Consider the following 12,645-nt stretch of genomic DNA (forward strand, 5'->3'; position numbering starts at 1 on the left):
TTTCAGTATAATACCGCCCGAAAATTCCCTTATCTGTTGAGAAGTTAAGGCTAAAATCCGAGCTTCCTGCAGTTAAATCCGCTGATTCCGTCCTTGAACGGCTTTCCCAAAGGAATATCTCGAATGAGTTCTTCAAATCAAAGCGTTTTGGAAAGATTATTCAACCTCAACGCCAATCAGACCAACGTCCGCACGGAAATTATGGCCGGTGTGACAACCTTCCTCGCCATGTGCTACATCATCATCGTCAATCCCCTGATTTTGGGTGAAACCGGCATGGATATGGGCGCAGTATTTGTGGCTACCTGTATCGCCTCCGCCATCGGCTGTTTCGTGATGGGCTTTGTCGGCAACTACCCGATTGCCCTCGCTCCGGGCATGGGTTTGAACGCCTACTTTACCTTTGCCGTCGTCAAAGGCATGGGCGTGGACTGGCGTGTGGCTTTGGGTGCTGTTTTCATCTCCGGCATTATTTTCATCCTGTTCAGCTTCTTTAAAGTGCGTGAAATGCTGGTCAACGCTCTGCCTATGGGCTTGAAAATGTCGATTGCCGCAGGTATCGGCCTCTTCTTGGCATTGATTGCGCTCAAAGGCGCAGGCGTGATTGTGGCCAATCCTGCCACATTGGTCGGCTTGGGCGATATCCACCAGCCTACCGCATTGCTGGCGATGGCAGGCTTTGTGATGGTGGTTGCACTTGGCCACTTCCATGTTAAAGGCTCCATCATCATTACCATTCTGACGCTGACCGCTATCTCCACCATCTTGGGCTTGAGCGAGTTCAAAGGCGTGGTCGGCGAAATTCCAAGCATTGCGCCAACATTCATGCAGATGGACTTCAAAGGCTTGTTCACCGTCAGCATGGTCAGCGTGATTTTTGTATTCTTCCTGGTTGACCTGTTTGACTCTACCGGCACATTGGTCGGTGTTTCACACCGCGCAGGCCTGTTGCAAGACGGCAAACTGCCGCGTTTGAAACGCGCCCTGCTTGCCGACTCAACCGCCATCGTCGCCGGTGCCGCCTTGGGTACTTCTTCTACTACCCCTTACGTTGAAAGCGCGGCAGGCGTTTCTGCCGGCGGCCGTACCGGCCTGACTGCCGTTACCGTCGGCGTACTGATGCTGGCCTGTCTGATTTTCTCGCCGCTGGTTCAAAGCATTCCTGCATTCGCTACCGCACCCGCCCTGCTCTATGTTGGCGCGCAAATGTTGCGCAGCGCGCGCGAAATCGATTGGGACGACATGACTGAAGCCGCACCGGCATTCCTGACCATCGTCTTCATGCCGTTTACCTACTCGATTGCCGACGGTATTGCATTTGGCTTTATCAGCTACGCACTCATCAAACTCTTGTGCAACCGCACCCAAGACGTACCGCCTATGGTATGGATTGTCGCCGTGTTGTGGGCATTGAAATTCTGGTTCTTAGGTTAAACTGCTCAAAAGAACAGGCCGTCTGAAAACTTTTCAGACGGCCTGTTTTATTTTACCCAGCGTTTAAAGCTGTCGGTAAAAGATTATTTTTTCACTTTTTTAGCAGCTGGTTTAACGGCAGCTTTCGCGCCTTTGTCCAATGCGCAGAAGCGGGTAACGATTTGATCAACCACTTCTTGTTTGCCGTTTACTTCGGTAGTACCGCGGATAGTCAACATGTTGCCATCAACTTTGTCTACGTTGGCTGCAGTGGCTGCTTCAGCAACCCAAGCGACATTGCCGCCCCAGAATGCGTTTACGTCTTTGCTGCTGTCAGTGATACGGAACAGGTTTTCAGTTAGTTGGCCTTTGTATTTTACTTGGGCGGCAACAACTTCGTTGCCTTTGAAGCCATACATTACGCTCAGAGGCTCTTTGCCGTCTTTACCGCATTTGTAGTGAACTTCTTTAGTACCGTCGATAGAGTCTACTTTCAAAGTATTAGGCACTGGAGCTTGAGCTTGTTGAGCCTGAGCTTGTTGTTGCGCAGTAGGCGCAGCTTTAGCTTCAGGTTTGGCTTTAGAACCGCTGCTACATGCAGTTAGGGCAACAGCCGCCAAAACGGCAGGAACGATTAATTTAACATTCATATTCATAATTGACTCCCAAATGGTTTCAATAAAAAACCGGCAAACGCCGGCTGACATTTACACATTAACAGAGATATTCCGTCTTGTCTTTATCTCAGACGGCATTTTTTAAGAAAAGTTCAAATAAATATTTTTATTTTCTAAAATCAAGAAATTATAAATATGAAATCATGTAAATTCAGGTTTAGGAACTCTTAAGATGAATACTGTTGTCAATAAATTGGGTTTCGACAATGGTAAAATGAGATTGAAAAGCGCATATAGACGACAAAAAGTCTGGGCGATTTATTTTACACACTTCTGCCTCTTGAGTTGCTAAGCGTTTCAGACGGCCTTAGAACACAAACAGTAAATGCAATAAAAAAGCGCAATCTAAAATAGATTGCGCTTTTTTGAAAACTGGCACGCCCACGGGGAATCGAACCCCGGTTACCGCCGTGAAAGGGCGATGTCCTAACCGCTAGACGATGGGCGCGGATAAATCTTGTGGCGCACCCGGAGCGATTCGAACGCCCGACCCTCTGGTTCGTAGCCAGATACTCTATCCAACTGAGCTACGGGTGCATCCTCATCACTTCGCAAGTGCGTTGTGAATCAAGAAGATCGAATAATATAGGCTTTACCAAAACCTGTCTACTTTTTTCACGGATATTTTTTATATTTTTACTTAACTGATTGAAATTAAAAAATATAAAATTAACGCAAAATCCCTACTCCTGATAAATCCTGTGCCATTTTGGCGGCGGAGTTATCAGTCATGCCGCCGACAAAATCCAAGATTTTCATATATGCCTGATACAGACTGTCTTCAGGAAGAATCGGATTGTGCTTTTTCAACAACTCCAACGCCAAAGACTGACGCGTTGCCAACTGTTTTTCTGCAATCAGGGCATAGGCGGCAGGGACAAGTAAATCCAAGATGGAGCCTAAACATGGGAACGTGGCGATCTCGGTCAAGAGCTTGGTATGATGGCGGAAAATCCGTGTTTGCGCCAATTCTTTCGCTTTTTCCAAAGTGTTTTGCACTTGCGGGCTACACAGAGCAAGCAAGTCTTTTCCTTTGAATGTTCCATCCAACAAGTCGGACTGATGCAGCATAAAGGTTTGCGCGACATCATCAATCGCCTTGCCAATCGCAATGCCGCGCAACATGGCGCAACGCTGACGACTGGAGCTGGCGTGCCATGCGCTTTCGGCAAAGGTCAGCTCGGATAAGATACTCTCCACTTCCGTATCCGTGAGCAAATCCAATTCGACGGCATCTTCCAAGTCCAACAAGGCATAGCAAATATCGTCGGCGGCCTCCATCAAATAAGACAAAGGATGGCGCGCCCAGCTGTCTACTCCTGCGGAAACCAGCCCCAATTCGTCGGCAACTTGACGGATAAACGGCAACTCGGTTTGATAAATATTGAATTTCTTTCTGCCGTTTGGATGTTGCGTTGTCCACGGATACTTCAGCAATGCGCCGATGGCTGCCGCAGTCAGGCGCATTCCGCCCGCCTCCGGATACATTTCAAGACTGGCGACGATACGCAGGCTATGCGCATTGCCTTCATAGGTTTGAATGTCGTTGCGCTCCGCTTCGTTCAATGTGTTCAGATAAATTTGATGTTCAGGCCGTCTGAACCAATCACGCAAAGCATCTTCTCCGGTATGACCAAATGGCGGATTGCCCAAATCATGCGCCAAACAGGCAACCTGCACCACGGCACCAATATCGCTGGGTGTATTGCCCTGCGGCAGAAAACCGCCGTTGTGCAACATCACGCCCACGCGGTTGCCCAAACTCCTGCCCACGCTGGCAACTTCAACGCTGTGCGTCAGGCGGTTGTGCGTCAAATCGTGTTGCGCCAGCGGATGCACCTGCGTTTTACGGCCAAGGCGGCGGAAGGCTCCGGAAAAAACGACTCGGTCGTAGTCGATGTGAAAATCCGTACGCAAGGCATCGGCGCCTTCCTGAGTCGAAGGGGTAACGGTCGGCACAATTTCGCCGTTTTTGGTACGGAAGCGTTGGGTGGACAATAAGTTTTGCCAATTCATTCGGATGGTCATAAAGATTCCTCAAGCAAAGTAAAGGCCGTCTGAAACATGTCCAGACGGCCTTATGCTTATTTACCGCGCATCAATTCAAAGAAATCATCATTGTTTTTGGAGTCTTTGAGTTTGCCCACCAAAAACTCGGTCGCTTCGATTTCGTCCATCGGATGGAGAAATTTACGCAAGAGCCACATGCGCTGCAACTGATCGTTCGGCACCAGCAATTCTTCGCGGCGCGTACCGGATTTATTGATGCTGATGGCCGGGAACAGGCGTTTTTCTGCCATGCGGCGGTCAAGGTGCAATTCCATATTGCCCGTGCCTTTGAACTCTTCGTAAATCACGTCGTCCATGCGGCTGCCGGTTTCAACAAGCGCTGTCGCAATAATAGTAAGCGAACCGCCCTCTTCTACATTACGCGCGGCGCCGAAGAAGCGTTTCGGACGGTGCAAAGCGTTGGCATCAACACCGCCGGTCAAAATTTTGCCCGAAGTCGGCACAACGGTATTGTAGGCGCGCGCCAAACGGGTAATCGAATCCAGCAGGATGACCACGTCTTTTTTGTGTTCGACCATGCGTTTGGCTTTTTCAATCACCATCTCGGCCACTTGTACATGACGTTGCGCAGGCTCGTCAAACGTAGAGGAAACGACTTCGCCGCGTACAGAACGGCTCATTTCGGTCACTTCTTCCGGACGCTCGTCAATTAACAGGACAATCAGCTCGACATCGGGATAATTGGCGGTAATGGCGTGGGCGATGTTTTGCAACATCACGGTTTTACCGGTTTTAGGCGGCGCCACCAACAATGCACGTTGGCCTTTACCGATCGGGGAAACCAAGTCAATGGCGCGGCCGGTCAGATTCTCTTCGGCTTTGATGTCGCGCTCGAGTTTGAATTGTTCGGTTGGGAATAAAGGCGTGAGGTTTTCAAAAAGGATTTTGTGTTTGCAGACTTCGGGCGGATCGCCGTTGATGGTGTCGAGGCGGACAAGCGCGAAATAGCGCTCGTTGTCTTTCGGCACGCGCACGCTGCCTTCGATGGTGTCGCCGGTGTGCAGATTGAAGCGGCGGATTTGCGTGGGCGAAACATAAATATCGTCAGGACCGGCAAGGTAAGAAGTATCTGCGCTGCGCAAGAAACCGAAGCCGTCAGGCAAAATTTCGAGTGTACCGGAACAGGTGAAGCTGACATTCTGCTTCATCATCTGGCGGACGATGGCAAAAACGAGGTCTTGTTTGCGGAAACGGTTGGCGTTTTCAATGCCATGTTCTTCTGCCATTTCCAAGAGTTTGGAAATGTGGAGGGTTTGTAGTTCTGAAACGTGCATAGTATTGATATATTTTGAATGGTATCAGAGAGATGGCACAAAGGCCGTCTGAAAGGATGAAATCGTGCCGCAGGATACGGTAGATTTTTGAGGAAGTTGAATTTTAGGCAGTTGTAGGCAGGGTGTCAAATTTTTAAATCGAACACTGAGGCCGTGACTTGGTCTTATCCTTCAATAAGATTACGGCTGGAAGTAAGGTGGCAACCGCAATCTTATCATCAAAAATTCGAGTATTTACCCAACTTCAGACGGCCTTTTGCCCGTACCGCATCAGCGTCATGCCGCCGACCGCCGCCGCACAACCTGCAACCAGCGAAATATGCAGCGATTCGCCCAAAAACCACGCCGAAGACAGCACACCGAAAATCGGCACGAGCGTAATATATGCCGCCGCGCTGCCTGCACCCAAAGTCTTTACCCCTTCAAAATACCACGCATAGGCCAATACCGTCGCGCCGATGACCAGCCACGCCAAGGCCGTCCAGCCACGCCCATCCATTGCCGCTATCGCCTCAAACGGTATTCCATCCGTCCACAACGCCACCACCGATAACATCAACGCACCGATGAACGATGTTGCCGTCGTTACCGTCAGCGCATCTATTCCGCGCAAAACCGCACGACCAATTAAAGTATAGGCCGCCCAACAGACCACACAGCCGAAAATCAACCACTCTCCTGCCTTGATGCCACCGGATAACACTGTCAACGGCTGCCCTTGCGTTACCACCATAATGGCACCGCCGACCGCCAGCAGCATACCCGCCAAAATCTTCGCATTTAAACGCTCGCCGAAAAACCAAGTTGCCAACAGCAGCGTCAACACGGGGTTCACCGCCACGACCACCGCCGCCTTGCCTGCCGGCATAGTCTGCAAACCCAGCATAAAAAACACCGCATAGCCGCACACCCCGACGGAAGCGGCCACCGTCAAACCCAACCATTGCCGCGCCGATAAAGCTGCTAAAGTTGCAAACCTGCTGCGCGCAAACAACCAGCCCAACAACAAAACCGAAGCCAGTACAAACCGAACCGCCCCGCCCGTCAGCGGTGGCAGCGACTGCCCCAGCATCCGCCCCATCGGCCAAGACGCGCCCCACAGCACCGCCATCCCCAGCAGTTTCAAATGTACAGAATAACGTTCCATCTCATTCCTTTTATTGACAAAGGCCGTCTGAAAATGTTTCAGACGGCCTTTATCCACTTAGGATTTTACAATACGACCATTAGGGTAAATACTGCGGTAAGCAATATAAGGAGCCAGCAGTAAAACTGCGCTGACAGGTAGGAATAGTAAAAGTATGATCATGATAATCCACTGGCCTAACATGCTGCCTAATACGCCCCACATAAAAGAATAGAGAGCCACACCTACAACATAAACTAATATTGCAGGAATATTACACATAGCCGCTTTAACATTAGCTTTAATAGCCTCCCATGGCTTCAGACCATCTAAAACAATCAAAGCGGGGGTTAATAAAAATATAGACAAAAGGACAATAACAATCAATACAACACCTATCATCATTGCCCAATGACCTGCAAAATATAGCGGAATGATAAGCAAACTAACAGCTATACTGAACAGCACCTGAAGTAACAATAAAATGAAAAAACTCATTTTTTTATCTAAAAAAACAATAAAAAAATCTTTCACATCAAATGCTTTTCCATTATTGATATTGTTAGCAACATACATAGCTCCGCCTACTAAGCATGAACCCACCCAGCTGAATACAATACCTTTTAAACTAGAAAGCGCATTAATTCCTAGTAAGTCAATAATAGAAACCACAAAGCCTACGATCATATAAGCCAATAATACGCCCATCCATTTCCACGGATGAAGTTTGAAAATACCGAAAGCGTCGGTAATCCACTTGATGCCTGCAGAAGCAGGAAGGCGTTTGGGTTCGTGATATCGAACTTCCTGTGAAGTGGGTATTTGGTTTTCCATAAAATTCCTATTATAAAATCAAAAATTTAAACACAATAAAGGCAGCCAGTGCATACTGACTGCCTTCTTACCAATTATTTTGCCTGCCAAGAATCTTTCAGTGTCACAGTGCGGTTAAACACCGGTGTGTCTTTGCTGTGGTCTTTGCGGTCGGTGACGAAATAGCCGATGCGTTCAAACTGCCAACGGCTCTCCGCCGGCAAATCTTTTGCGACAGGCTCGGCGTAGGCGGTGATTTCCTTAATGGATTCAGGGTTGAGGAAATCGGTAAACGGCAGGTAGTTGCCGTCTTCGCCGCGCACGGCATCGGGACGCTCGACGGTAAAGAGGCGGTCGTAGAGGCGGACTTTGATTTCGGCGGCGTGTTCGGCAGAAACCCAGTGAATCACGCCTTTGACTTTACGGCCTTCGGGGTTTTTACCCAAGGTATCGTGGTCGATGCTGCATTTGAGTTCAACCACATTGCCTGCCTCGTCTTTTACCACTTCATCGCACTTGATGACATAGCCGTGGCGCAAGCGCACTTCGCCGCCGGGAATCAGGCGTTTGAAGCCTTTGGGCGGATTTTCGGCAAAGTCGTCGGCTTCGATGTAAATGGTTTGGGACACGGGAATTTCGCGCTCGCCCATTTCTTCGTGGTTCGGATGAAACGCGGCACGGCGGCTTTGGGTTTTGCCGGCTTCGAAGTTGGTCAGGGTCACTTTGAGCGGATTCAAAACCGCCATCAGGCGCGGAGCGGAGTTTTCCAACTCTTCACGAATCGCGCCTTCCAACACGCTCATGTCGACGATGTTTTCAGATTTGGAAATACCGGCGCGTTTGGCAAACAGGCGCAAGCCTTCGGGCGTGTAACCGCGGCGGCGCATACCGGAAATGGTCGGCATACGCGGGTCATCCCAGCCGGCAACGTGGCCGTCTGAAACCAGTTGGTTCAGCTTGCGTTTGGACGTGATGGAATACAGAAGCTCCAAACGGGAAAACTCGTATTGGCGCGGACGGGTGGCGTGCGGCGCAGGAATGTTGTCCAACACCCAGTCGTACAGCGGGCGGTGGGCTTCAAATTCGAGCGTACACAAGGAATGCGTGATGCCTTCGATGGCATCGGAAATGCAATGCGTGTAGTCGTACATCGGGTAGATGCACCATTTATCGCCGGTGTTGTGGTGATGGGCGCGGCGGATGCGGTAGATGACGGGGTCGCGCATATTGATGTTGCCGGATGCCATGTCGATTTTCAGGCGCAGGGTTTTGCTGCCGTCGGGGAACTCGCCGTTTTTCATGCGTGTAAACAGGTCGAGATTCTCTTCGACGCTGCGGTCGCGGTAAGGGCTGTTTTTGCCTGCTTCGGTCAGCGTACCGCGGTATTCGCGCATTTCTTCGGGCGTCAAATCATCGACATAGGCCTTGCCGTCTTTGATTAAACCGACGGCGTAATCGTAAAGCTGGTCAAAATAATTGGAAGCAAAACGCGGTTCGCCCGCCCAATGAAAACCGAGCCACTCAACGTCTTCTTTGATGGCGTTGACGTATTCGTCGTTTTCTTTTTCGGGGTTGGTGTCATCGAAACGCAGGTTGCACAAGCCGTCATAAATATACGCCAAACCGAAGTTCAAGCAGATGGATTTGGCGTGGCCGATGTGCAGGTAGCCGTTCGGCTCGGGTGGGAAACGGGTTTGGATGGCTGTATGTTTACCGCTTTTGAGGTCTTCTTCGATAATGGTGCGGATAAAGTGGTTGTCCGCGAATTGGTCTTTATTCAACATAATATTTCTTTGATGGAAAGATGATTTTCTGTTTTCAGACGGCCTGGGCATTCAATCAGGCCGTCTGAAAGGAATGGAATGATGGCTCAATTGTACCCGACTTGGCTACTTTGATACAGGGTCGGCAACCTGCCACGCCACGCCGCGCTCGTTTAGGGTTTTCTGCATGGCGGCGGATGGTGTGCGGTCGGTAAATAGCTTATCGAATGCGCCGATATCGCCCAGTCTGACCAGGGCATTGCTGTTGAACTTGCTGTGGTCGACGCCAAGATAGCGCACGCGGGCATTGTTCACCATCGCCTGCATGACGCTGACTTCCTTGTAATCGTCATCCAAAAGCGAGCCGTCGTTTTCTATGCCGTGGGTACTCATGATGGCATAGTCGACTTTAAATTGGTTGATGAAATCGACGGTCGCCACGCCGGTAATACCGCCGTCCAAGGGGCGGACCACGCCGGAAGCGATGATGACCGTGTAATCGGTACGCGCCGCAGTGATGGAGGCGGCGTAAATATTGTTGGTGATAATCCGCAGGTTTTTACGCTGTCTGACCAACTCGGCGGCAACGGCTTCCATGGTGGTGCCGATGCTGATAAACAGCGAGGCATTGTCGGGAATGGTGGAAGCAATCAGACGGGCAATGGCGTTTTTTTCCTGCTGCTGATGGTTGCGTCGTTCCTGCCCTGCCGTTACGACTGAAACATCGCCCAAAGATGCGCCGCCGTGATAGCGTTTGAGCTGTCCAGTCTCGCTTAACTCTTGAACATCGCGGCGTATGGTTTGCGGCGTAACATCCAAATTTGCCGCCAATTCTTCTACCGTCATAAAGTTATGTTCGCGGACAAGGCTGAGGATATGTTCGTGTCTTTGGATTTTGGGTTTCATGGCGTTTCGTTTTGTAGGGATAAACCAATGGCCGTCTGAATATTTCAGACGGCCTTTTTAATTGTCAAACCGATTACATCTCGAGTTTCTGTTCCAAGCGTTCCATGCACGCGCCCAAGTGGCGGCGCATGACTTTGGTCACACGGTTGCGCTTGCCTGCCAGCAACAAATCGAGGATTTCTCGGTGTTCATGGTGCGAATTGGAATCGATGTTGCGCTTTTCTTTGCGAAGCGGATCGGAAACAGCCACAATCAATGAAGAACGTGCGCACAAGGTATTCATGATTTCAAACAGGACATCGTTGTCCAGCAGCCGCGCCAATTCGACATGGAAGGCATTGGACAGGCGGTTCCAACCCACGCGGTCGCCGCTTTCGGAGGCTGCGCCCTCTTGCTCAATCATGGCGTAAAGCGGTTTCAGACGCGTTTCCAAATCAGGCATATCGATAAGGACGCTCAAAATCATGCTTTCCATTTCGATACGCGTATTGAACACGTCTTTCATTTCTTTCAAGTCCGGCACATGGACAAATGCGCCGCGGTTGGGCTGCAAATCGACGATTTTATCGTGCGCCAAAAGTGACAATGCGCCACGCACGGTATTGCGCGAGCAAACCATTTGCCGGCAAAGCTCGGACTCGGTCAGTTTTTTGCCCGGCAGCAGCAGATGGTCGGTAATGCCGTCCAAAATCAATGCGTACACGCGGAAGAGTTCCGAATCGTGACGCTCTTCCAAAATAAGCGATGAAGTTGCAGGCGCAATGTTGGTATTATTTTCGTAATCCATACTGTTTCCCCAGTATCCGTATTAAGGCGCAAGCGTTTACAAACCTGCAGCTTTCGGGGTTGTTTAAAATATAATTAAAAATTGTTGACAATGTTAAACGAAACTTGCACAATGAGATCAACAAGCCAAGTTATAAAGGCTGATAGAGAGAGAGAAAAAGGAATAAAAAGCAAGCAGATATATTCATGTTAATGCGTGAATATATCTGCTTTTTTTGTGGGTAGCCGGTTCACGCTCCGATACTCCCACCCTGAAACTGCCCTATTCTGTTTCGACGATCTCGAAGCTGTGGCTCATTTTTGCCGCTTTGCCCAGCATAATCGATGCGGAGCAATATTTTTCGGCAGACATCTGTACTGCGCGTTCAATCGCGCTTTCCTGCAAATCCCGACCATACACTTTGAAGTGGATATGGATTTCGGTAAACACGCGCGGCGCGGTGTCGGCGCGTTTGGCAGTCACTTCGGCACGGCAGTCGGTGATTTTTTGGCGTTGTTTCTCGGCAATCATCACGACATCGATGCTGGAACAGCCTGCTACACCCAACAACAGCATTTCCATCGGGCTGGGACCGCGTTTGACTTCGCCTTCAGCCGCCGCGCCTTCCATCACAACGCTGTGTCCGTTTGCCGTTGTACCGACGAAGCACATTCCATCTATCCATTTTGAAGTAACTTGCATGGTGTCTTTTTTATCCGTAAAAGCATTAATCCGATATTGTAAACAATTTCAAGTGATAAACCTAGTCAGGCCGTCTGAAAAATACAATCAATTACAATCGGCCTAAACGCATTATTCGTCCCGATACGCCCAATGGTTGACCGGCCCGTGTCCTGCCCCGATGCCCAAAGGATGGGAAATGGCGGCAGCAATATAGTTTTTTGCCGTTTGAACCGCCTCGGGCACGCTAAACCCTTTTGCCAACTCGGCAGTGATGCAGGCAGAAAACGTGCAGCCCGTGCCATGCGTATGCGGCGTCGGGAAACGTTTGCTGTTCAGCTCGATGGTTTCATATGGCGTAAACAGCCAGTCGGTGCAATATTCGCTTTGGCTGTCGGCAAGATGGCCGCCTTTAATCACCACATTTTTCACGCCCCAATCCTGAAGAATTTTGGCGGCGCGTTCCGCATCTTGGCGGTTTTCAATATTAATACCCGTCAATGCCTGCGCTTCGGGCAAGTTTGGAGTCAAGACGTCCGTATGCGGCAACAACAGGCGTTTCATGGCTTCGACGGCTGAATTTTCCAACAACGGTGCTCCGCCTTTGGCAATCATGACCGGATCCAACACGCGTTTGCCGAAGTCGCATTCGGCGGTTTGTTCCGCCACGCATTCGATGATTTCCGCCGTACCCAGCATACCGATTTTATAGGCGCGGATTTGAAAATCCTCCTGAATCGCAGCAATTTGCGCGGCAATCATGTCAGTCGGTATCGGATGCACTGCCGATACGCCCAAGGTATTTTGTGCGGTAACCGCGGTCAGTACGCTGGTGCCGAACACGCCGCGCATCTGAAATGTCTTCAAATCCGCCTGTATGCCCGCGCCGCCGCCGGAATCTGAGCCGGCAATCGTCAGCGTTTGAATAAAAAGTTCGTCCATCGTGTCCTCCTGTTTTTCAGACGGCCTTATGTTTATCGTTGTTGAGAGCAGTTTGGTTTTATCCGCAAACAAAGGCATTCGCCATCTATCTTTCCGAATGCCTTATCTGTTGTTTTACCCAAAACAAACGTACGTTCTCGGGCGGAATATCTTAACAAACAAAAGGCCATCTGAAAACTATTTTCATTTTCAGACGGCCTGTTCAATTTTAAAC

At 50.0% G+C, this 12,645-nt stretch carries 11 protein-coding genes and 2 tRNA genes; 1 reads left to right on the plus strand and 12 read right to left on the minus strand.

Features of this window, described 5'->3' with window-relative positions:
- The first annotated feature begins 123 nt into the window (after positions 1–123).
- Positions 124–1,434: an NCS2 family permease gene (locus ACTHSW_RS04060; protein WP_070460344.1), complete on the plus strand. Its 1,311-nt coding sequence runs from the start codon at positions 124–126 to the stop codon at positions 1,432–1,434.
- A gap of 83 nt (positions 1,435–1,517) precedes the next feature.
- On the opposite strand, the gene ACTHSW_RS04065 is transcribed toward ACTHSW_RS04060, so the two are convergent.
- The 12 genes from ACTHSW_RS04065 to thiD all read right to left on the minus strand — a co-directional run bounded on the left by ACTHSW_RS04065 (position 1,518) and on the right by thiD (position 12,431).
- The gene (locus tag ACTHSW_RS04065; RefSeq protein ID WP_070460629.1) at positions 1,518–2,069 is read right to left on the minus strand and encodes a hypothetical protein; all 552 of its coding nucleotides are present in this window, start codon (positions 2,067–2,069) and stop codon (positions 1,518–1,520) included.
- Between the two features lie 394 nt (positions 2,070–2,463).
- Positions 2,464–2,538 (minus strand) — tRNA-Glu (locus tag ACTHSW_RS04070).
- A 12-nt stretch (positions 2,539–2,550) separates the two neighbouring features.
- Positions 2,551–2,627, minus strand: a tRNA-Arg gene (locus ACTHSW_RS04075).
- Positions 2,628–2,759: 132 nt separating this feature from the next.
- Positions 2,760–4,118 carry a deoxyguanosinetriphosphate triphosphohydrolase gene (locus ACTHSW_RS04080; RefSeq protein ID WP_107810934.1) on the minus strand — a complete coding sequence of 453 codons (1,359 nt, stop codon included), beginning with the start codon at positions 4,116–4,118 and terminating at the stop codon, positions 2,760–2,762.
- Positions 4,119–4,174: 56 nt separating this feature from the next.
- Positions 4,175–5,434 (minus strand): transcription termination factor Rho, encoded by a 1,260-nt coding sequence (rho, locus tag ACTHSW_RS04085; protein WP_003748836.1) that lies wholly within the window; start codon positions 5,432–5,434, stop codon positions 4,175–4,177.
- A gap of 244 nt (positions 5,435–5,678) precedes the next feature.
- Positions 5,679–6,581 carry a DMT family transporter gene (locus tag ACTHSW_RS04090; RefSeq protein WP_070460347.1) on the minus strand — a complete coding sequence of 301 codons (903 nt, stop codon included), beginning with the start codon at positions 6,579–6,581 and terminating at the stop codon, positions 5,679–5,681.
- A 57-nt stretch (positions 6,582–6,638) separates the two neighbouring features.
- Entirely contained in the window at positions 6,639–7,394 is a 756-nt protein-coding gene (locus ACTHSW_RS04095; protein ID WP_070460349.1) for a BPSS1780 family membrane protein, read from the minus strand.
- A 74-nt stretch (positions 7,395–7,468) separates the two neighbouring features.
- Positions 7,469–9,157, minus strand: a complete 1,689-nt coding sequence (locus ACTHSW_RS04100) for a glutamine--tRNA ligase/YqeY domain fusion protein (RefSeq protein WP_070460351.1) — start codon at positions 9,155–9,157, stop codon at positions 7,469–7,471.
- Between the two features lie 105 nt (positions 9,158–9,262).
- Entirely contained in the window at positions 9,263–10,042 is a 780-nt protein-coding gene (locus ACTHSW_RS04105; protein WP_049332174.1) for a DeoR/GlpR family DNA-binding transcription regulator, read from the minus strand.
- A 73-nt stretch (positions 10,043–10,115) separates the two neighbouring features.
- Positions 10,116–10,829 (minus strand): GntR family transcriptional regulator, encoded by a 714-nt coding sequence (locus ACTHSW_RS04110; RefSeq protein ID WP_070646633.1) that lies wholly within the window; start codon positions 10,827–10,829, stop codon positions 10,116–10,118.
- Between the two features lie 261 nt (positions 10,830–11,090).
- Complete coding sequence (locus tag ACTHSW_RS04115; RefSeq protein ID WP_003679886.1) at positions 11,091–11,510, minus strand: OsmC family protein; 420 nt, start codon at positions 11,508–11,510, stop codon at positions 11,091–11,093.
- A gap of 111 nt (positions 11,511–11,621) precedes the next feature.
- Positions 11,622–12,431, minus strand: a complete 810-nt coding sequence (thiD, locus tag ACTHSW_RS04120; protein WP_049332169.1) for a bifunctional hydroxymethylpyrimidine kinase/phosphomethylpyrimidine kinase — start codon at positions 12,429–12,431, stop codon at positions 11,622–11,624.
- Positions 12,432–12,645: the final 214 nt, after the last annotated feature.

It is taken from the genome of Neisseria sp. P0008.S004, from assembly GCF_051962755.1.
In the GTDB taxonomy this organism is placed as follows: Bacteria; Pseudomonadota; Gammaproteobacteria; order Burkholderiales; family Neisseriaceae; genus Neisseria; species Neisseria subflava_A.

Bases quoted from the DNA above. Each gene is read 5' to 3' on its own strand.
- thiD (WP_049332169.1), bottom strand. From the start codon at position 12,431: ATGGACGAACTTTTTATTCAAACGCTGACGATTGCCGGCTCAGATTCC.
- ACTHSW_RS04115 (WP_003679886.1), bottom strand. From the start codon at position 11,510: ATGCAAGTTACTTCAAAATGGATAGATGGAATGTGCTTCGTCGGTACA.
- rho (WP_003748836.1), bottom strand. From the start codon at position 5,434: ATGCACGTTTCAGAACTACAAACCCTCCACATTTCCAAACTCTTGGAA.
- ACTHSW_RS04090 (WP_070460347.1), bottom strand. From the start codon at position 6,581: ATGGAACGTTATTCTGTACATTTGAAACTGCTGGGGATGGCGGTGCTG.
- ACTHSW_RS04110 (WP_070646633.1), bottom strand. From the start codon at position 10,829: ATGGATTACGAAAATAATACCAACATTGCGCCTGCAACTTCATCGCTT.
- ACTHSW_RS04105 (WP_049332174.1), bottom strand. From the start codon at position 10,042: ATGAAACCCAAAATCCAAAGACACGAACATATCCTCAGCCTTGTCCGC.
- ACTHSW_RS04060 (WP_070460344.1), top strand. From the start codon at position 124: ATGAGTTCTTCAAATCAAAGCGTTTTGGAAAGATTATTCAACCTCAAC.
- ACTHSW_RS04100 (WP_070460351.1), bottom strand. From the start codon at position 9,157: ATGTTGAATAAAGACCAATTCGCGGACAACCACTTTATCCGCACCATT.
- ACTHSW_RS04080 (WP_107810934.1), bottom strand. From the start codon at position 4,118: ATGACCATCCGAATGAATTGGCAAAACTTATTGTCCACCCAACGCTTC.
- ACTHSW_RS04095 (WP_070460349.1), bottom strand. From the start codon at position 7,394: ATGGAAAACCAAATACCCACTTCACAGGAAGTTCGATATCACGAACCC.
- ACTHSW_RS04065 (WP_070460629.1), bottom strand. From the start codon at position 2,069: ATGAATATGAATGTTAAATTAATCGTTCCTGCCGTTTTGGCGGCTGTT.